The organism is uncultured Algoriphagus sp. (assembly GCF_963974365.1).
In the GTDB taxonomy this organism is placed as follows: Bacteria; Bacteroidota; Bacteroidia; order Cytophagales; family Cyclobacteriaceae; genus Algoriphagus.
The window spans coordinates 52,095-70,417 of sequence record NZ_CAXBBX010000011.1; the positions used below are offsets into that span (position 1 = coordinate 52,095).

Consider the following 18,323-nt stretch of genomic DNA (forward strand, 5'->3'; position numbering starts at 1 on the left):
ATTTCACTTCAAAGCTGGCTCTTCTGGCCAATTGCCGAGCATCAACGGAGGGTTTTACTAGGCAAGCATTTTCACCATGTCCTCTAAATGGTAATTAGCATTATTAATTACTTTTTGTTTAAAACTATTCCTCTTCAGGCTTTTGCTCCCCCTTCTTTGGAGGTTCTACTAAGTCATCACCTTTCAAATAAGTAGGGAGATTAAGCCCCGCCATGTTAAAGAGTTCATTCAATGGCGGTACGGTTTTCATCATTCCAGAGACAAAATTAGCTGTGGAGCCATTTCCATTTTCGCCCTGCCCAGAATCCCAAACAGTGATTTTATCGATTTTAATATTCTTCACTGCCTCTACTTGAGTTTTTACCAACTCAGGAAGTTTCTCAATCAATAGCAATTGGAAGGCCTTGGTAGGATCTCCACCTGCTGCACTTACTACTTCACGGTAGCCTTCTGCTTGTTTGGTCAATATTTCGTAAAGACCTTTTGCTTCTGCATCCATTTTGGCAAAGATCGCATCAGCCTCACCTTTTGCTTGTTCTCTGATTCGCTCGGCTTCGGCTTGAGCCTCGATGATAGCACGCTGTTTGGCAATTTCCGCAGGGACTACGATGTTCGCATTTTGAGTGGATCGCTCTCTGTCCGCTCTAGCTGTTTCAGCTTTTTGCTCTGCCAAATAGGCTTCTTCGAGCGCTCGTGCACTCTGTACTTTTTCGGATGCCAATGCAATTCTTAATGCTTCCGCTTCCTTCTCACGACGTTGGGCATCGGATTGAGCAATTGATATTTTCGCCTCGTTCTCGCCTTTAATGGCAATCGCATTTGCTTCGGAAGTCTTCACACGCGTATCTCTTTGGGCTTCTGCCTTACCGATACTTTCGTCTTTGGCAGCTTCCGCAATGCTGACCTCTCGGTTTTTATTGGTAATCGCAATTTTCACATCCCGATCACGCTGAGTGTCTGCGATTTGCACATCCTTTTCCCGATCAGCCAGGGCTTTGCCTGTTTCACCGATTTTCTCCTGCTCAGCCACAGAGATCTTGGCTTCGTTGATTGCTTTTGCGGCAGCTTCTTTTCCAAGTGCTTCAATGTAACCTGATTCATCCTTGATATCTGTCACGTTGACGTTGATCAGTTTCAAACCAATTTTCTTTAATTCACTGTCAACATTCTTAGAAATGCTCTCCAAGAATTTATCCCGATCAGAGTTGATTTCCTCGATGGTCATTGTAGCAATTACTAAACGCAATTGTCCAAAAAGAATATCCTTAGAAAGCTCCTGAATCTGCTCATGAGCTAAGCCTAACAGACGCTCAGCAGCCGTATTCATCGTGTCAGTGTCTGTAGAAATAGCGATCGTAAATCTACATGGGACATCTACGCGGATATTTTGACGGCTTAACGCATTTGTCAAATTAGCTTCGATAGAAATCGGCTTCAGATCTAGGTATGCATAATCCTGAATCACTGGCCAGATAAAGGCTCCACCCCCGTGAATACAACGAGCCGAAGTACCACCAGTCTTGCCATAAACCACGAGTATTTTATCAGAGGGGCAGCGCTTGTAGCGGGAGACAAGTGCCAGAATAGTCACAAAGGTGACAACCGTCGCGACGACGATGAGAATTAATGGATCCATAAAAGAATTAAGTTAAAGCTTTTCTACGATGAGGATATTACCATTTTCTACCCGTTTGATTTTCACGGTAGCGTTGGTTTCAATTTTGTCTTGCTCGGTCATGGCATCAATTTCCCGCACAGACCCATTGAGACTTACCATGATTTTTCCTTTTCCCTGCATCCTCCCAGGGATAGCCAGATAGACATCTGCGATTTTGTCCAGTGTTTTTTCTAAGCGAAAAGTATTGTCTTCGCCGAGCTTTTGGATTTGCTTAATGATGAGGAAAAAGAAATAAACAAAAGCAAATCCTACTATTAAACTAAGTAATATGAGTAGTGTGGTATTTGGGATGAGTTTGTAAAAAGAAATTCCTGTCCAACTGAAACCGAGCAGGAAGTTAATCAAATTGCGAAAGGAGAACATCTGAAACGGCGCATCTCCACCATCCAAATCTCCATCAAAATCGGCTTCCAACCCATCTGAACCTCCAGATCCCACAAATGTTAGGATTGTCTGAAGCACAAAAATCAGTGAAACTGGTATCGCGATGTACCAGAAGATTTTAAGTTGAGGATCTAGTCCTTCTAAAAATTCCATGTCATTTTGAGGTTAAGCTTGATTTAAGTCCCTCAAAATATCAAAAAATATCTAAATACTAATCTTTTATTTTAAAATAGCTGGGTATAGAATAACTGAATTGATCGAAACAAGAATCACCTCTTTAGCACAAAAAATCCCAGAGAATTTAACCCTGGGATTTCAAAGTGCTTAGTCTTCACACTGTAAGGTTTTTTCAAGTTTACTGAGATCAAAACCCTTTTCCTCGACTCTCTGCAAGATTCCATCATAAGTCGCGGAATCCATTTCTTGAGTTCTTGATAAAATCCAGAGGTAATCTCTATTTGGATGACCAACTACTGCGTATGAGTAATCTTTTGCCAAATCTATGATCCAATATTTCCCTTTAAAAGGCCAGAAGAATTGGACTTTTAGCTTTGCATTTCCCGATCCATCTTCCACAAAAGCTTTGGCAGTGGAGGTTTTGGTTTTCCCTTTGTTTGGAAGGTTACAGCTATTTTCTACACTGATTGTACCGTCCTCATTTGGTGTGTAGATGGCTTTTGTACACGTACAGCCTTTCTGAAAGGATTGTGGGAAAGAGGCAATTTCATACCATTCCCCTGCGTATTTTTCAAGGTCCACATAAGGAACTGTCTCCAGATCTTGCGCTTGAGAATTATGTGATAGAAATAGGATGCTTGCTGCTGCCAGAATTGGCATAGCCAAAGCAAATTTTTCAGTTTTGTTTAAGGTTCTCATACTAGTTGGTTTGGTTAAGTTTAAATGGAGCGGTCGCTCTGTTTTGATAGCCATGTATGCTGATGGCGATGAAAAGCACTGCTGCTCCAGTAAGTGCTGTCCATTGTAAGCTTGGTATAGTTCCCCAGTGTCTCACAGCAATCGCAATCAATGCCCAGACGCCGACAGAAGCAAATTCCCGCAGGTTTCTAGTGGCGATCATAAACAGGTTTAATCCTACTGCTATTAATATCAGAGTTATCGCCCAAGAGATTTCGTTGATTCCTCCCGTCCAGCCTATTTTCGCAAGATATGCGGATATGTTTGCGATAGTAGCAACGGCAATCCATCCGCTGTAAAGCGCGATAGGCCACCAAAGCCAGAAGATAATCGCACGCGGTGCATCCCATCGTTCCATGTTTGTATTCAAAATCGTAATGACGAGGGACAATAAAATTCCGAGCATGACAACCACGCTAATTCCCGTGTGTTCCATCAGCCACATGTAGATCCAAAGTCCATTTCCAATGTTTGCCATGATGAGATAGGGGCCAAGTTGGGAGAGAAAGTCAGAGTCTTTTTCATCATTAAAAGCTCTCCGAATAAAGAAAATAGCCTGTGCAAGCAAGGCTAAAAAGATCAATCCCCAGATGGAAAATGCATAACCTGCTGGAGTGAAGAGATTCTCATAGTCTGCACTTAGTGAACTTACAGTATTGCCATTAAGGCCTTTTGCATTTACCCAATAGTTCCAAAAGATGATTGCCAGCAGGACGATCAAATTCAAAATTGCGTAGGCTTTATGTGATTTTTTCATTAGTTCTTAATCGGTTTAAGCTGCTGCAATAACGTTGGAATGAGTTCGGTGACAGTTGGATGAGTTTGTACGGAATTCATGAGTGTTTTGTAGCTCAACTTCCCATACATAGCCGTGAGAAATGAGCCTATGATTTCATCTCCACCTGTACCGAAAACTGCCGCTCCCAAGATTTGTTCAGAATCAGCATCTACTATGACTTCCATCTTACCCTGGGTTTCGCCTTTTTCTTTAGCTCTGGAAATTTCACTCATCGGCATTCTGGCAAACAGCAACTTTTTTCCTGATTCTTTTGCCTGATGCAGTGTCATGCCTGCTCTTCCTAGCGGTGGATCGATGTATAGTGCGTAATTGGTAATTCTATCGTCAAGCGATTTTTTCTTGTCACCGAAAAGCTGATTTTCCATGATCTCGTAATCGTTATAGGACGTATGGGTAAAAGCACCTTTACCATTGCAATCACCTAGAGCGTAAATTCCTTCGATGTTAGTTTCCAATTTCTCATTGACTTCAACATACCCTTTCTTATTAATTTCCAGGCCAGCTTTTTCAATCTTAAGTAAGTCAGAATTCGGCATTCTGCCTGTTGCAACAAGTAAATGAGAACCACTGACTTGTTTGTCTTTCTCTTCTTTTTGAAAAGTGACAGTGATTCCCCCGGACTTTTTGTTCTTGCCTTTTAGGCATTTAGCGCCACAGATTACTTTTATACCTTCATTTTCCAAAACTTCTCTTACCATTTCAGAAGTATGCTGATCCTCTTTGGAAATCAAATATTTCCCCATCTCCAAAACTGTAACTTTCGACCCTAATCGCTTGAAAATCTGCGCAAATTCCAAACCTATGTAACTTCCTCCTACTATGATTAGATTTTCTGGCACTTTTTCGAGCTGTAGTATAGAGCTATTGGTGAAATATTCCACGTCCTCAAATCCCTCCGGAATTCTAGCCCTTGCGCCCACATTCAAAAATATTTTATATGACTTCAATACTCTGGATCCTACTTTTACCCGGGTTTTATCCAAAAAAGTTGCAGTGCCTCTGATCAGGGAAATTTGCGGGGAATCGGAAAGGGATTTTCGTATTCCTAGCCTGGATTCGTTGACAAGTTTATCTTTCCTTTTTTTGATAAATTTCAAATTGACTTTGGGCGATTTGGGAACATCGATTCCCAATTTAGGAGCGTTTGAAATTGTCCAAGCAGCTCTCGCACTCGCCACATAGGCTTTGGTAGGAGTGCAACCAGTGTTCACGCAGGTTCCTCCCAAAGCGCCTTTCTCAACCAGAGCAACCTTCCATTTTTCCTTAGCCAGCGCCAATGCAAGGGGATTTCCAGCTTGTCCAGAACCAATTATAATGGCGTCAAAAGTTTCTACTCTGTCTTCTATCATGTTCAAAAAAAGTTTAGCGGACGAATTTCATTACACTAAAAAGTTACAAACCGAAAGCCAAAGACAAAAAAGAGGCTGCCCCAATCTATCATGGGACAGCCTCATATTACTTTAAGAGCTATTTGAAGTTATTTCGAATTCTTAGGATGATCCTTGTGATTTTTGTTTTTCCAGATCACAGCACTTACCACGCTTTCCTCTATATCAGCTTCCACCACAGCCCCTTCCTCAGGAACCTCTGTGTCGAGTAGATACATGATATTCGAATCGTCGGTATAATAAAAAACCTGACCATTTTTCACCATGTGCTTCATCTCTTTACGAAGCTTTTTTACTTCTTTGGCGGACATGCCTGCTTGTACATCATAGATGTCTTTATGATTTTTATCCTCAAAAAGAATGTGATCTACCTCTCCGTCCGAATTACTTACCACTTGCACGGCACCTTTACTTTTCCCCTTCTTGTTGTAAGCCATTACAGTTTGGGTCTCATCCAGAGGGATTGCTATCTCACTTTGAATGACAGGAACTTCCACTAAATCATAGCTTGTAAGCATCTCCTTCTGAAAATCCACTGCAGGTAAAACTTCATAAGATGTATTATCCGGTTCCGCCGCAGGCTTAGCTGCAGGGGCCGCACTAGGATGATTAGTAATCGGAGTTTTGTCTAACTTATGCTCATCAATAACCAAGACAAAATCCTCCACAAGGACTACTTCAGGTTCCTCTTCCAATACGATCTCTTCAGTTTTTTCGGATGGGCTACAAGCGATCGAAAGTGAGAATACTAGCGCGAAAAATGATGGTGCTACAAATTTCTTTTTCATAAATAATTTAGGTTGATGGTATACCTAAATATAAAGCAATGCCTTTGTTTAGCAACCAGTTAGAGGATAATATCTAAAAAATCTGACAAGTATTTAGTTATTTATCACGATTGCGAACCAATGCTTTTTCTCACATTGCCATGGAATTCGTTGATCGCCTTGGTGTGGAAGTAGGGATAAATGACCTTGTCTCTGAACCAAGAGCCACTACGGTAGAAAGTCTTGTGCGAAACTTCCGTTTTGCCATTTGGTAGTGATTTGAAGCGAATATACTGAGAGCCTTCAGACTTAGAATTCTCCAAGTAACAGATTCGGATCAGTTTTTTCTTTTTATCTATTTCCATCACCTCATGACCAACTTGAAGTTTTATTGCCCCATTGAAGACATGAAGGTTTAAGATTAGCACTTGGCCTTCACCCATTCCGCCAGTGTAAACTTGACCCGCAAAAACCTCTTCTCCAGTTTGTCTGGAATATAATTGGTGGAAATGAATCATTCTGCCGCTCCAAGCCAGCTCTGGGGAAATATTCACATAGCTATCCCATATTGTATCAAAATCCTGATCGTAGGTATAAGTTTCCAGATGTTCGTGATAGTTGGGATCGGTTTCTTGATAGCAGATGGGGTTTAGCTTTGCAAAGTCAAATTCTGAGTTGACTGTCTTTTCTTTGGTGGTTTCTTGCATGAGGTAATTAGATTCGCTTTTGCGAATGGAGCTTTAAAGAAAGTGAATATGCACCTATTCCCCAACCCATTGGGGATAAGAGGAAAAATGGATTAGATGAAAAGTGATTTTTTAATTCCTTTTGAAAGTAAAAAGAGGAGCCTTTTACAGCTCCTCTCAAGATTAAAATGCTCTTTCCTTCAAGTGTTCGTCCAGATCGATTTTGTCAATTCCCTTTGACATCCAATCAGGCGCATCCGCTCCTTTCAGGTGATGTTCAAAGAATTCCATCATTCGCACGGAGTAATCTTTTCTATTTTCGAGTTTGCCGAGACCGTGATTTTCTCCCTTATACTGCACCAAGATCACTGGCTTTTTCAATCTTCTCAAAGCTGAGTAATACTCAATTCCCTGAGTGAAATCCACCGCACCGTCCTTATCATTGTGCAGCATTAGAAGTGGTGTAGTCACATTTTTTACGTGATAGACGGGGCTATTTCTTTCATAGGATTCCCAGTTTTCCCAAGGACCTCCCGTAAATCTGCCCTGTGATGCTTCGAAGATCGACATGTTTCCTCCCCCGGAATTCCAATAGATCAAATCATACATGGAAATCATATTGGTCAGTGGAGCTCCTGCAGCGGCCGCTTTAAACATATCCGTCTGTGTGATCAGGAACGCTGTCTGATAGCCACCCCACGAGTGACCATGAATCCCAATGTTTTCCTCATCGATCACGCCAGTTTCGATGGCTGCTTTCACTCCTGGAATCACACACCAAACGGCAGACATCCCTGGATCATCCATGGTATATACGATATCCGGAATAAAGACTGCAAAGCCATTGCTGGTGTAAATGTTCGGATTCCAGCCAGTTCCGCTGTAGCCAGGATTTACCCAGTTGTGACGGGTTTGTGACAGCTTTTCGTAGTAATAAACGACCGTTGGATATTTTTCTCCCTCAACATAATTAGCCGGAAGGAAAAGTGCCCCTTGAAGCGTGTCTCCTTTGTCAGAAACATAATCAACCAGTCTTGTTCCAGCTGACCAAGTATAGTTCCCCGCATCCGGAGCATTTTCGGTTACCTTCACCGGAGAAGAAAGAGTAGCATCAGCTACATAAATCTGATCTGGCTGATTGAATGTTTCCTTGTTGAAAAAATACACCTCAGCATTTTCAGCTTTTTTCAATGAACCTATACTCGCATCCTCCCATATCAAAGCCTTTGCACCTGGGACTAATCCTTTTTTCGAAGTATTGACTACAGCGATACCGCTTTTCTTAGTCCACTCACCATACATCTGGAGATAAAGCGGCTTACTCAGATTAACACCTTTCTCGTCTGGATCAAGGGAAAATCTATACTGATATTTGACCTTGTCTGTTCTTCCATTTTGCGTCAAGTTAACTGCTTTCGCTTTGCCAGTGACAGGCACTTGCCAGATGTCCCAGCCGTCATTCAATAATACGTATTGACTGTCGCTACTCCATCCCAAAGAGCCTTCCAACGGCTTTTTCACATTGTGATCATCATCTAGATTTACAAACGTCACAGGCAAACTTGCTGTCAAATTCGTTTCTTCTCCAAAGGCAATATCATAGCTGTAATAGTTTCCATCGTAGCCATAAATCAACTTCGTGCCGTCCGGCGAACTCCGAGGATAGGAGGAATAGCCGGGAAGATAGAACTTTGTGAAAAGCGTCTTTTTCTCACCTGTCGTTAGATCTACGATGTAGAAGTCACGGTAATTTTGACCATCCAGATTACTTTGCAATTCATAGGATTGATTGTCGGAACCAATCGCATATTTCTCCTTGTCCAGAAAACTCAAATCACGCATTGTACTGTCCTGAAGCTGCATATGCTTTCCGGTAGCCACGTTATACATGGCGTAAAAACTGAAATTTTTATCTTGATTTTCAAGCACTTGCTGGCGTGACTGAAGACGACTATCATTCCAGTGCCAGATGGTCATGTCAGGTTTGTCCGCATCCTTGTCTTTTGGACTCACTTTTCCGGAATCCAACTTCGAAAGTGCCTTTTTCAAATCTGCAATAGAGTTCAGGGAAGTGTCTGCCATGATTTTTTTCATCGTTTCAGACTCGGCAAGTTTCACAGAGTCCTGATCCAGCTCCTTTTTTACTTCTTCTTTTTTGGCTAAAACCAAAGGGTGGATACCATAGAAAAGTCTAGTCAAATCCTCGGACCACATCGGGCGACGATTAGGGCTGATAGTGTAATCCTTAGAAAATCCAGTAGAATCTTTAGCTGGATCATATACTGTCACCTGAGGGCTTGTTAGGTTTTTCACACCTACTAATTTCCCCTGATCTTGCTTATACTTTTTGTCTTTGACCATTTTCAGCGCTGCAAAAGCATCGCCTTTTTCCGTCCAGTTGATAGACTTATAGGAGGCCGCATCTGAGTCCAGCACATTTGTGCTGTTGTTAATCATGTTCATTAGATAAACTCCGTTGCCGGATTGATTGGCGGCATCTACGGTATATGCAAGGTAATTCCCGCTCTTGTTGAAGGAAAATTCAGCAACATTTCCGAGATTCTGAGCCTTCTTGGAAGCTAAGTTGTAAATCAACAAATCGGATCCTTTTGCATCTCCGCCCCCATCTTTAGTTAGGTTAATAGCGAGGTGGGTGGAAGCATCTCCGTTGAAAGAGAAGTTGCTTACATTTTCAAAAGTCTTCTTATCCTCTTTATCATTTGATCCCAATTTGATCAGTGTGACCTTGTCGTGGAGAGGTTTTCCCTTGGATTTTTTATTGGCTTCCTTCTCTTTAAAAGTGGGGTATTCCTTAAACGCAATCCATTTGCTGTCTTCGCTGAATTCGATGGACGGATAGTTGGTAAAGCCGATTTTGAATGTCTGAGTTGAGTCCGGATCACTCACGTATTGTAGGATCACTTCTCCGTCAGCTTCCAAAGCTACCATTCCGTAGGCAATCCATTTGCCGTCAGGGGATATTTTGAAAGTTCCGCTGTTCATGTATTTCCAGGTAGGGATGTCCTTCCAGGTCATTGGCTTAGGAGCTTCATCTTGAGCACTAGCCAGGTTTGTAATCAGGCAAAAAAGCCAGAAAAAGGTAAAGAGTTTTTTCATCTGTTATTTTATTTAGGAGTGTAAAATAAGTTTTTTTGATAGAACTCAGTTGTCAACTTGGTAGAACGTCTTCTAAATGGGGTGAAAACTAGATTATCGTTTCACGTAAAACATAAAGTCCCAAATCTTCCGATCTGAGACTTTCTGAATAATTCAAACTGAGTATTTGAAACTTCGTTTTTCATTAACTGACAACTGACAACTGACAACTGACAACTGACAACTGACAACTACTTCCTATAAACCACTTTTCCACCCACTACTGTCATTGCCACTTTGGTGTTTAGAATTTCATCCTCCGGCACTTCCATGATATTCTTATCAAAAACAGTGAAATCCGCAGCTTTTCCGACTTCAATGGATCCTTTGAAATTCTCCTCAAATTCTGCAAATGCACCATCCAAGGTATAGGCTTTCAGTGCTTGTTCGCGTGTCATTTTCTGATCTCCTTCATACCCACCTTCTGGTAATCCCTGCAAAGTTTTACGAGTGACAGAAGCATAAAAAGAAGGGATTGGATCTACTGGCTCTACGGGAGCATCCGTCCCGTTGGTTACCACAGCACCAGTTTGCATCAGCTTCTGCCATACATAAGCGCCATCGATGATACGCTTTTCTCCCAATCTATCAATTGCCCATGGACGGTCTGAACTCAAGTGAATTGCCTGCATTGCAGCGATCACGCCCATTTCACCAAATCGTGGGATATCATCTGGATGAATATGCTGTGCGTGCTCGATACGGAATCTTAGCTTTTTGGAATCTGGATAGTTAGCAAAAGCTGTTTCATAACGATCAAGAATTTCCTGATTTGCACGGTCGCCGATGGCATGTGAGCAAACTTGGAAGCCCGCAGGAATTGCTTTCTCGGAAACTTCAGATACTACCGACATCGGTAAGGTCTCATGACCACGATGTCCAGGTCGATCTGAATAATCTTCCAGCAGCCAAGCGCCACGATTGCCGAGAGCACCATCACAATTTAATTTGATCGAACGAACTGTCAACATGTGATCAGCTGAATCGATCATAGGTCCTTTTTTGTACCACTCTTCCAAAAGCGCAGGTTGTGTTCCTGTCAGCATCACATATTGACGAACAGTAAGCTTTCCTTCATTTTTGAATTTTTGGATAAGGTCAATCACGTTTTGTCCACTTCCAGCGTCGTGGAAACTAGTGATTCCTTTTTCATTAAGTTCTTTCAAAGCCAAAGTCAATGCTTCCTCAGCTCTTTCAGGAGTCTCAGCAGGGATCAAGCGAGCAACAAGACCTGCGGCTTTTTCAGATAAAATCCCTGTTGGATTTCCCAATTCATCCAGAATGATTTCTCCTCCCTCTACTTCCCCAGGTCTTTCGCCCTTTAGATTACTGATGCCTGCCAGCTCAAGTGCCTTCCCATTGGCAAAAGCAGCATGTCCACTTGCATGAGAAAGGTAAACTGGATTGTCAGGAGAAACTTCATTGAGCTGATCATTAGTTTGGAAGCCCTTGACCAATTTCTTTGGCTTCTCTATCCATTTATCCTGATGCCAGCCACGACCAGTGATCCAATCGCCTGGTTTAGCTTTGGCGACAGCCTCAGCCACTTTTTCTACTAATTCGTCGTATGTTTTGACGTACATAAGATCCAGTTCCAGCTTATTATAGCCGATTCCCATCAGATGCGCGTGTGATTCTATGATGCCAGGAGTCATTGTTTCTCCTTTGAGATCAATCACCTCGGTGTTTTCAGCTTTGTGTTTTTCTATTTCTTCAGTTGTACCTACGGCCAAAATCATCCCGTCTTTCACAGCGACTGCTTCAGCCGTTGGCTGTGCTTCATTGACGGTGTAAATTATGCCATTAGTAAAAATCAGATCGGCAGGATCAGCCTTTTCAGAGGAGCAAGAAATGAGGAAAATCCCCAGGATTGCAAGTAAGTAGATATTCTTCATGGATTTATATTTCCTTCGAAAGTACCTTTTTTCAGACTATCCAAAAAGCCAACCCTGTAATTAGCGTATCCAGATTTTGCGGGATTCTCTGAATTTCCCCTCAGATTCAAGAATCAAGATATATAGTCCAGGAGTTAAGAAACCTGCCTGGATTTCCACTTCAATGTTGGCAGGAAAAGTGATCTCACTCAGTAACTCTTGTCCCAGGGAATTTATCAAAGTGCCTGTGGAGTTTTTGTTCGTTAGTACTTGGATTGGCCCTTCAGTTGGATTGGGGTAAACAACGATTTTATACTCATCTTCGTCAGGATTGGACTCATCCGTCGAGGTTAGGTAAATCAAACCCCCAGCTCGAGTTCCCAAAATCAAATCGGTGGTGCCATTGAAAGGTTCTGCAACTGTGGTAATCCAAGTATTTCTTCCCAAGCGAGTAGGAAGATATTGATCTCCAATTTGTACTAAAACTTCCGACACTGTCGAGGATTGCATAAAGTCCTCGATTTTGCTGATTACCCCATTTTGATCTACTGCATAGAGATCAGGATTGGTTTTTTGCACTACGGCAACACTTAAATTTCTATTGGCGGGATTGTCAGCAAATCCTAGGAAGTCTGACTCTAGAAGAGTTGCTGAAAAAGTTAGGAAATCAACTGAATACAAATCCAAGCTCCCATTTTGCGAGGCGACAAGCATGTGATCTTTATTGTCATAAGCGAAAAACTGAAGGTAATCTCCGCGCTGAGGATTATATCCAGAAAAAGTCAAAGGAAGTCCTTCCGAATCAAAAAGGTCATAGATCATCTGCGAAGGAATATTGTTCTCATACTTTATTCCGGAAGCCAGCAAATTGTCCTTTCCCGATTGATCCTGGTAACTGATGTATTGTGCATCTAACAGATTCAAGGAAGATAGGTTGGCATACTCTGATTCTTGCTTAATAAATTTCCCATCAACCAATCCAAACTTGGAAAGCATTGATTTCACCTCTCCATTTTGCGTTTTCACATTGGAGGTGACCAAAAGCTCACCCAAACTACTATTTCCAAGGAAAATTGGTCTGGCATTTTCACCCAAATCAATCATCTGATTTTGCAAGAATTCAAAGTCAGCATTTCCCTGATCATCAATTTTCACAATGGAAGTTGAGAAATCTATCTTGTAACTGTTAGCTGTTTCACTCGTGTTCAGACTTATTATAAGCTCCTGATCTATGAGCTGCCCAATATGGAAAATGGGGAATTGAGGCAGATCACCATAGTTTGGAAGTGTATTGGAAAAACTTGTAAAAACCGGGTCTATCGAACTTCCAGAATTTGGAAGAAAATACAAAATATCACACTCATCACGCCCTAAAACCAAGTCAGCTATTCCATTGCCATCAAAATCCTGGAATAAGATAGAATGTCCTCCGGCATGTAAGATGCGGTCATTCTCATCGGAAGTTTTACGGGAATTCAATTCTTGGCCTTGGCAGGTTTTCCCGAAGGAAATATCCCCGCAACCACAGAATTCAAAGCCGCCCCAGTGGTTAACACCAAATGCAAACCCATCAATATCTGCTGTACCTTTTCGCTCCACACTGGTATTCTTATAAAACTCCATGTAATCACCTCCGGCAAAGTTGAAAATCACCAAATCCAAATCTCCATCTCCATCCAAATCCTGAATCAAAGGAGTGTCAAGGTTGTTCGTTTGTATGTTGCCGGAGTCATCGAGTTTCAGGAAGTTTTGTGCTACTTCCCAAGAAATCTGATTGCCAGTTGAAGTGTTTTTATAGGCTTTTATCCCGAGAGCAGTGGAGGTAAAAAGATCCTTTTTCCCATCCCCATCAAAATCTGCCAGAACTAGAAATCCACTGATATCGGTTGGGAAAGCATAAGTTAATTCAGGTAAGTGAATGAATTTTTCACCTTCTTTTCTGAAAACAAATAACTGTCGGGAATTGATGTCCCAGGTAACCCATTCTTCTATTCCATCGCCAGTCAGATCAATGGTTTCTATTTGAGCGGAATTGATTCCTCCTGTAAATGGAGAGGGATATGCCACATCGTTGAGTAAAACTTCTGGATGCTGATCAATTCTAAAAATTTCCTGTGCATGCAGACTAAAGCTGCTGATAAGAAAAATGAAAATCCAGATTTTGCGCATGGAATAGTAAAGGGTAAGACAAATTAATACGGCAGTCTCAGTTCAAAGATGTGAATGATTCCTTTATTTTGGGAATTAATTCCTTCGAAAACGATGAATCTTTCCATTTTATATACACTCTTCAAAAATAGTACTGGAGTCAGCACAGATACTAGAAAAATCGAAAAAGGCAATATCTTTTTTGCGCTCAAGGGGCCAAATTTTGATGCAAATGCTTTTGCTCCAACGGCTTTGGAAATGGGAGCTTCTGTGGTTGTGATCGATGATGTGAAGTATTTCGTGGAGGACGACGAGCGATACTTTTTGGCAGAGGATGGATTGAAGATGTTGCAGGATTTGGCAAATTACCATCGGAAACAGTTGGATATTCCAATCATCGGATTGACTGGTTCAAATGGTAAGACGACTAGCAAGGAACTGATGAAGGCGGTTTTGAGTAAGAAATTCAAAACCGCTGCAACGGTTGGGAATCTGAATAATCATATCGGTGTGCCTTTGACTTTGCTGGCTATTGATGGGGATGATGAAATTGCGATTGTAGAAATGGGTGCGAACAAGCAAGGCGATATTGAAGAGCTTTGCCTGATAGCCGAGCCGACTCATGGCGTGATCACCAACATAGGCAAAGCGCATCTTGAGGGTATGGGAGGGCCGGAAGGCGTGTTAAAGACTAAGACTGAATTGTTCCAGTTTCTGAGAGAAAATGATGGAAAGGCCTTCATCAATTCTCAGGATCCTATCCTTTCCAATTTCGCCAAGAGGTTCGAAAACCCAATCCTTTATCCTGCGAAAGGAGATTTCTGTGAAGTGAATTTCTTAGAAGCGAATCCATTTGTGAAGTTTTCTGTGGAAGGTTCGGAAGAGGTTTACCTTAGTTCGTTAATCGGAGCATATAATTTTGGAAACATAGCTACCGCGCTGACAATAGGTAAGTATTTCGGAGTTGAAATGGAAAAAGCTGTTCAAGGAATAGTGGATTATAAGCCATCGAATATGCGTTCCCAATTGATTGAGAAGCGCAGCAATTTGATCATACTTGATGCCTACAACGCTAACCCATCAAGTATGGAAGTGGCAATTCGCACATTTGGCGAAATGACTGGTAAAAAGCATAAAATGCTGATCCTCGGAGATATGTTCGAATTGGGAGATCATGCTGAGGCTGAGCATGCACGATTGGGTGAAATCATCAGCGAATATGATATTGATAAGGTCTGCTTTACAGGTCAGCTGATAGTTTCAGCATTGGCTAAGTATCCAAAAGCATTGTATTTTCCAGATCCTTTTTCATTCAGAAACTGGCTTCAGGATAGCAAATTGGAGGATTATCTGATTCTGATTAAAGGAAGTCGCGGGATGAAGCTGGAAGGATTGGTTGATTTTATTTAAAAAGGCCTAAAAAGGAATCAGGAGAATAAATTGGTAAGACAGAATTCTTGTAGTCTTTTACGTTGCGTGTAATAATGCTTTTAATATTGGGGTCTGATACTGCGGAGTAATTTTGAATAGCATCCTCAAAATCAGCGAAGTTACTTTTGATAGCAAAATAAATTTCATTTTCGCTAACAGCTAGAATTTTACACAATTCGATAAAGTCTTCAATTAGTTTGAGGCTTTCCTGATTCCCGATCTGTTTTTTACTGACGTAATGAATATTTGAAATAGCTAAAGATGAAGTGGCTACTTCGATTTTTTTATTATAGGCCAGTTGAAAAATTTCCCGTGCTGCAACGTTAAAAGGTATCCTTTTCAGAAAATATTCGAGGATAACATCTGAATCCAAAAAGTACTTAAATACCATATTTCTCGCTCAAAGCTTTGGTTAGCTCTTCTTTGTAATCGAAATTCTTGCCAGCTTTTAATATGCCTTCTAATCTTTGAAAGGATTCAGGAAGAGGTTTTAGGGGGTTTTTGTTAACATTTTTAGGTTTTTCTTCGGGGATTTTCGAAAAAAACGTTTCAACCAAAGCAGATAAACTTAACCCTTGCTCTTCAGCATGCTTTTTTGCTTTTTCAGCAAGTTTTTCGTTGATGTCCAATGTTACCTTCGTTGTCATGACTTCTGGATTATTCCATATAATTTAAGAAGATTTCTTCCAGTATTGAAATCAATTTTGCTTCAGTAAAGTTTACTTCAATATCTGACCTCAGACGATTTTCAGATTTCATTAGTTACAAAAATCAACAATATGCGCCCATACTTACCTTTTCTAGCAGCCTTAGCCGAACATAATTCCAAAGAATGGATGGATGCCAATAAAAGTTGGTACCAGGAAACCCGAGCTGAGTTCTTGGAAGATGTGGCAGTTTTACTGAAAGGAATAGGAGAATGGGAACCTGAATTGTTGGTGTTTAAGCCCAAAGATTGTGTCTTAAGACAAAATCGTGATATACGCTTTTCTGCCAACAAGATGCCATACAAAACTAATTTTGGTGCCTATTTTTCTCCTAAAGGAAAGAAGTCAGAAGGTCCAGGATATTACCTTCAGATCCAACCCGACAATTCTTTTATGGCTGGAGGAATATGGATGCCTCAGGCAGAGACGTTGAAAAAAATCAGAAAGGAAATAGATTACTCAGGAGCAGAACTTACGCAGATTGAAAGCAATAAAGACTTCAAATCACTTTTTGGACAGATAGATGGAGAAAAACTCAAAACCAGCCCACGCGATTACGAGGCTGATCATGAGTTTATAGAATACTTGAGGTTAAAGAGCTTTACTGTTTCATCCAAAATCTCAGACTGGGATATTGAGTCTGGAAACTTCATAAATATCGCTTTGGATGGCTTTCAGAAAATGAGACCACTTCAAAATTTCCTTTCCAAAGCAATTGAGGATGTGGAAGACGGATCGGGAATATTGTAGATTTTAAGTGCAAGTATCAAGTCGCTAGATTCAAGTCTATAGAACCGAGAGCTTAGAATTCAGAACTAATTTCAAATTTCAAATCCCGAATTTTTTCTAATACCGCTGCCACTCCATCTTCTTTATTGTGATGGGTAATTTCCTTTGCGACAGCTTTGACCTCCATGCGGGCATTGTCCACAGCGACTCCCCAGCCTACAGATTGTAGCAGGTCTATATCATTATAATTATCTCCAAAAGCGACCACGGATTCCATTCCGAAATCAAAGGCATGCTGAAGAATTTTTCGAAGTCCGGTGGCTTTTGAAATGGCTTTTGGAGCGATTTCCAAGTACGTTTCGCTGGATCTATACAAATGCAAATCAAGGGAATGTTCTGAGTGCAATTCGCCAAAAAGCCAAGCCATCTCGTTGGATTCTCCCATACACATTACTTTATGAGCACCAGAATTATTCTTTGCCCAAAGATCTACCACTTCGTGACCTGGAAGCCAATCGCATTGAACTTTAGTGTTTTTTACCTCGCGCTGTGACCAGTAATCGTCTTTTTCCTCATACCACTTTTCTCCCTGATACAAACTCACATGAATGTCAGTTTTTTGAGTGAGATGAAGGATTTTGGCAACCAAATCTACAGGGATGCTGACATCTTCGAGCACTTCTCCATCAGCACTCAAGACATAACCACCATTGTAGCAAATCAGAGGTTGTGGAAATCTATTCATATCATGAAGCAAATGCCGCATTGCGTCGGGCATGCGGGAACTTGCTAAAATTACTGGAAAATCCATGGGCAAGTCATTCACCACGGCTTTGAGACGAGGGGATAAATCACGCACTGAATTGAGAAGGGTTCCGTCAATATCAGAGCAAAAAGCTTTTATTTCCATCAATCGAAGTCAGACCAGTTTACATCATCAGCAAAATTGGCAAATACACCAAAACCAATAACAGCTATAAAAATGATTACAAGAGCGAAAATAATGAGTTTGACTATCAACTCTGCCTTTGCCCAGTTTGCCTTTTCAGGGTCGGTATTTTTGTCTGTTGCCCATACAATAAGCATGATCAAACCAATCAAAGGGAGGCGTTTCACCAAGACCGCGATTATCCATTCACCAAGTGAAGTAGGTGGTTTTTTGTATTCATTAGGTAATTCCATCAATAAATAGGTTTAGTTAAAAATCTTTTGTGTCAAACAGGTACTCCTGCATGGCGACATTCTCTGGATTAGTAGGGTCTGTCTGAATAAACTGCACTGTAATTTGTTGATAATCTTCAGCTTTTTCAAAATCCCGCAGATAAAGTTCAGCGCATTTTCTGGCCAAAACTTCTGGCTGATTCCCCAGAACAAGAGGGTCACCATTTTCCAATTTCAGGAAAATCGTAGAAGTAGTGGAATCATTTGCAGTTGATTTGCTGAGGTTGACATTCATTCCTTGGAACTTTCCGAGCATCCGTATTTCTTCAGAAGGCATAAACCCTTCACCCATCATCGCTTCCATTCCTTTGAAAGCAAACTTGGCGATATTCTCAGGATTGCAGGAGCAGGAGGAAAAAGTCGCTATAAAAAATAAGCAGATAACTATTCGATTGCGCATGTTGATTCTCAGTTAGGAAATAGGTCATGCGAATTTAAAC

General features: G+C 41.2%; 17 protein-coding genes. 2 read left to right on the top strand and 15 right to left on the bottom strand.

Annotated elements, in window-relative coordinates; genetic code table 11:
- Positions 1–124 precede the first annotated feature (124 nt).
- The 10 genes from AACZ87_RS15390 to AACZ87_RS15435 form a co-directional block, all read right to left on the bottom strand.
- Entirely contained in the window at positions 125–1,636 is a 1,512-nt protein-coding gene (locus AACZ87_RS15390) for an SPFH domain-containing protein (RefSeq protein ID WP_339868510.1), read from the bottom strand.
- A gap of 12 nt (positions 1,637–1,648) precedes the next feature.
- Complete coding sequence (locus tag AACZ87_RS15395) at positions 1,649–2,215, bottom strand: NfeD family protein (protein ID WP_339868511.1); 567 nt, start codon at positions 2,213–2,215, stop codon at positions 1,649–1,651.
- 171 nt (positions 2,216–2,386) lie between these two features.
- Positions 2,387–2,938: a lipocalin family protein gene (locus AACZ87_RS15400; RefSeq protein ID WP_339868513.1), complete on the bottom strand. Its 552-nt coding sequence runs from the start codon at positions 2,936–2,938 to the stop codon at positions 2,387–2,389.
- A 1-nt stretch (position 2,939) separates the two neighbouring features.
- Positions 2,940–3,734 carry a hypothetical protein gene (locus AACZ87_RS15405; protein WP_339868514.1) on the bottom strand — a complete coding sequence of 265 codons (795 nt, stop codon included), beginning with the start codon at positions 3,732–3,734 and terminating at the stop codon, positions 2,940–2,942.
- Positions 3,734–5,125, bottom strand: a complete 1,392-nt coding sequence (locus tag AACZ87_RS15410; RefSeq protein WP_339868516.1) for a mercuric reductase — start codon at positions 5,123–5,125, stop codon at positions 3,734–3,736. Before AACZ87_RS15410 ends, AACZ87_RS15405 begins: the two co-directional genes overlap by 1 nt.
- Positions 5,126–5,253: 128 nt before the next feature.
- Positions 5,254–5,952, bottom strand: coding sequence for a hypothetical protein (locus AACZ87_RS15415; protein WP_339868517.1), 699 nt, complete (start codon positions 5,950–5,952; stop codon positions 5,254–5,256).
- A gap of 104 nt (positions 5,953–6,056) precedes the next feature.
- Positions 6,057–6,638: a hypothetical protein gene (locus tag AACZ87_RS15420; RefSeq protein ID WP_339868518.1), complete on the bottom strand. Its 582-nt coding sequence runs from the start codon at positions 6,636–6,638 to the stop codon at positions 6,057–6,059.
- Positions 6,639–6,800: 162 nt separating this feature from the next.
- Entirely contained in the window at positions 6,801–9,734 is a 2,934-nt protein-coding gene (locus AACZ87_RS15425; RefSeq protein ID WP_339868520.1) for a prolyl oligopeptidase family serine peptidase, read from the bottom strand.
- Between the two features lie 230 nt (positions 9,735–9,964).
- Complete coding sequence (locus AACZ87_RS15430; RefSeq protein ID WP_339868522.1) at positions 9,965–11,668, bottom strand: amidohydrolase; 1,704 nt, start codon at positions 11,666–11,668, stop codon at positions 9,965–9,967.
- A gap of 60 nt (positions 11,669–11,728) precedes the next feature.
- On the bottom strand, positions 11,729–13,816 hold the full coding sequence (locus AACZ87_RS15435; RefSeq protein WP_339868524.1) for a T9SS type A sorting domain-containing protein: 2,088 nt from the start codon (positions 13,814–13,816) through the stop codon (positions 11,729–11,731).
- Between the two features lie 93 nt (positions 13,817–13,909).
- Between AACZ87_RS15435 and murF the strand changes: the two genes are divergently transcribed.
- A complete protein-coding gene (gene murF / locus AACZ87_RS15440; RefSeq protein ID WP_339868526.1) occupies positions 13,910–15,205 on the top strand; it encodes a UDP-N-acetylmuramoyl-tripeptide--D-alanyl-D-alanine ligase in 1,296 nt (431 codons plus the stop codon).
- Here murF and AACZ87_RS15445 read toward each other — a convergent pair.
- Both AACZ87_RS15445 and AACZ87_RS15450 read right to left on the bottom strand, forming a co-directional pair.
- A complete protein-coding gene (locus tag AACZ87_RS15445; RefSeq protein ID WP_339868528.1) occupies positions 15,198–15,599 on the bottom strand; it encodes a PIN domain-containing protein in 402 nt (133 codons plus the stop codon). The two genes, murF and AACZ87_RS15445, sit on opposite strands and share 8 nt — an antisense overlap.
- Before the next feature lie 7 nt (positions 15,600–15,606).
- Positions 15,607–15,873: a DUF6364 family protein gene (locus AACZ87_RS15450; protein ID WP_339868530.1), complete on the bottom strand. Its 267-nt coding sequence runs from the start codon at positions 15,871–15,873 to the stop codon at positions 15,607–15,609.
- A gap of 132 nt (positions 15,874–16,005) precedes the next feature.
- Here AACZ87_RS15450 and AACZ87_RS15455 point away from each other — a divergent pair, with 132 nt between their 5' ends.
- Complete coding sequence (locus tag AACZ87_RS15455; protein ID WP_339868532.1) at positions 16,006–16,683, top strand: DUF2461 domain-containing protein; 678 nt, start codon at positions 16,006–16,008, stop codon at positions 16,681–16,683.
- A 52-nt stretch (positions 16,684–16,735) separates the two neighbouring features.
- On the opposite strand, the gene AACZ87_RS15460 is transcribed toward AACZ87_RS15455, so the two are convergent.
- From AACZ87_RS15460 to AACZ87_RS15470, 3 genes are read right to left on the bottom strand one after another with little or no spacing between them, the layout of a single operon-like run.
- Positions 16,736–17,572 (bottom strand): Cof-type HAD-IIB family hydrolase, encoded by an 837-nt coding sequence (locus AACZ87_RS15460; protein ID WP_339868533.1) that lies wholly within the window; start codon positions 17,570–17,572, stop codon positions 16,736–16,738.
- Positions 17,572–17,844: a hypothetical protein gene (locus AACZ87_RS15465; protein WP_283412517.1), complete on the bottom strand. Its 273-nt coding sequence runs from the start codon at positions 17,842–17,844 to the stop codon at positions 17,572–17,574. Before AACZ87_RS15465 ends, AACZ87_RS15460 begins: the two co-directional genes overlap by 1 nt.
- A 16-nt stretch (positions 17,845–17,860) precedes the next feature.
- Complete coding sequence (locus tag AACZ87_RS15470; RefSeq protein ID WP_339868535.1) at positions 17,861–18,283, bottom strand: hypothetical protein; 423 nt, start codon at positions 18,281–18,283, stop codon at positions 17,861–17,863.
- Between the last annotated feature and the right edge of the window lie 40 nt (positions 18,284–18,323).

Coding starts and splice junctions, on each gene's coding strand:
- AACZ87_RS15390 (WP_339868510.1), bottom strand. CDS start 1,636: ATGGATCCATTAATTCTCATCGTCGTCGCGACGGTTGTCACCTTTGTG.
- AACZ87_RS15395 (WP_339868511.1), bottom strand. CDS start 2,215: ATGGAATTTTTAGAAGGACTAGATCCTCAACTTAAAATCTTCTGGTAC.
- AACZ87_RS15400 (WP_339868513.1), bottom strand. CDS start 2,938: ATGAGAACCTTAAACAAAACTGAAAAATTTGCTTTGGCTATGCCAATT.
- AACZ87_RS15405 (WP_339868514.1), bottom strand. CDS start 3,734: ATGAAAAAATCACATAAAGCCTACGCAATTTTGAATTTGATCGTCCTG.
- AACZ87_RS15410 (WP_339868516.1), bottom strand. CDS start 5,125: ATGATAGAAGACAGAGTAGAAACTTTTGACGCCATTATAATTGGTTCT.
- AACZ87_RS15415 (WP_339868517.1), bottom strand. CDS start 5,952: ATGAAAAAGAAATTTGTAGCACCATCATTTTTCGCGCTAGTATTCTCA.
- AACZ87_RS15420 (WP_339868518.1), bottom strand. CDS start 6,638: ATGCAAGAAACCACCAAAGAAAAGACAGTCAACTCAGAATTTGACTTT.
- AACZ87_RS15425 (WP_339868520.1), bottom strand. CDS start 9,734: ATGAAAAAACTCTTTACCTTTTTCTGGCTTTTTTGCCTGATTACAAAC.
- AACZ87_RS15430 (WP_339868522.1), bottom strand. CDS start 11,668: ATGAAGAATATCTACTTACTTGCAATCCTGGGGATTTTCCTCATTTCT.
- AACZ87_RS15435 (WP_339868524.1), bottom strand. CDS start 13,816: ATGCGCAAAATCTGGATTTTCATTTTTCTTATCAGCAGCTTTAGTCTG.
- murF (WP_339868526.1), top strand. CDS start 13,910: ATGAATCTTTCCATTTTATATACACTCTTCAAAAATAGTACTGGAGTC.
- AACZ87_RS15450 (WP_339868530.1), bottom strand. CDS start 15,873: ATGACAACGAAGGTAACATTGGACATCAACGAAAAACTTGCTGAAAAA.
- AACZ87_RS15455 (WP_339868532.1), top strand. CDS start 16,006: ATGCGCCCATACTTACCTTTTCTAGCAGCCTTAGCCGAACATAATTCC.
- AACZ87_RS15460 (WP_339868533.1), bottom strand. CDS start 17,572: ATGGAAATAAAAGCTTTTTGCTCTGATATTGACGGAACCCTTCTCAAT.
- AACZ87_RS15465 (WP_283412517.1), bottom strand. CDS start 17,844: ATGGAATTACCTAATGAATACAAAAAACCACCTACTTCACTTGGTGAA.
- AACZ87_RS15470 (WP_339868535.1), bottom strand. CDS start 18,283: ATGCGCAATCGAATAGTTATCTGCTTATTTTTTATAGCGACTTTTTCC.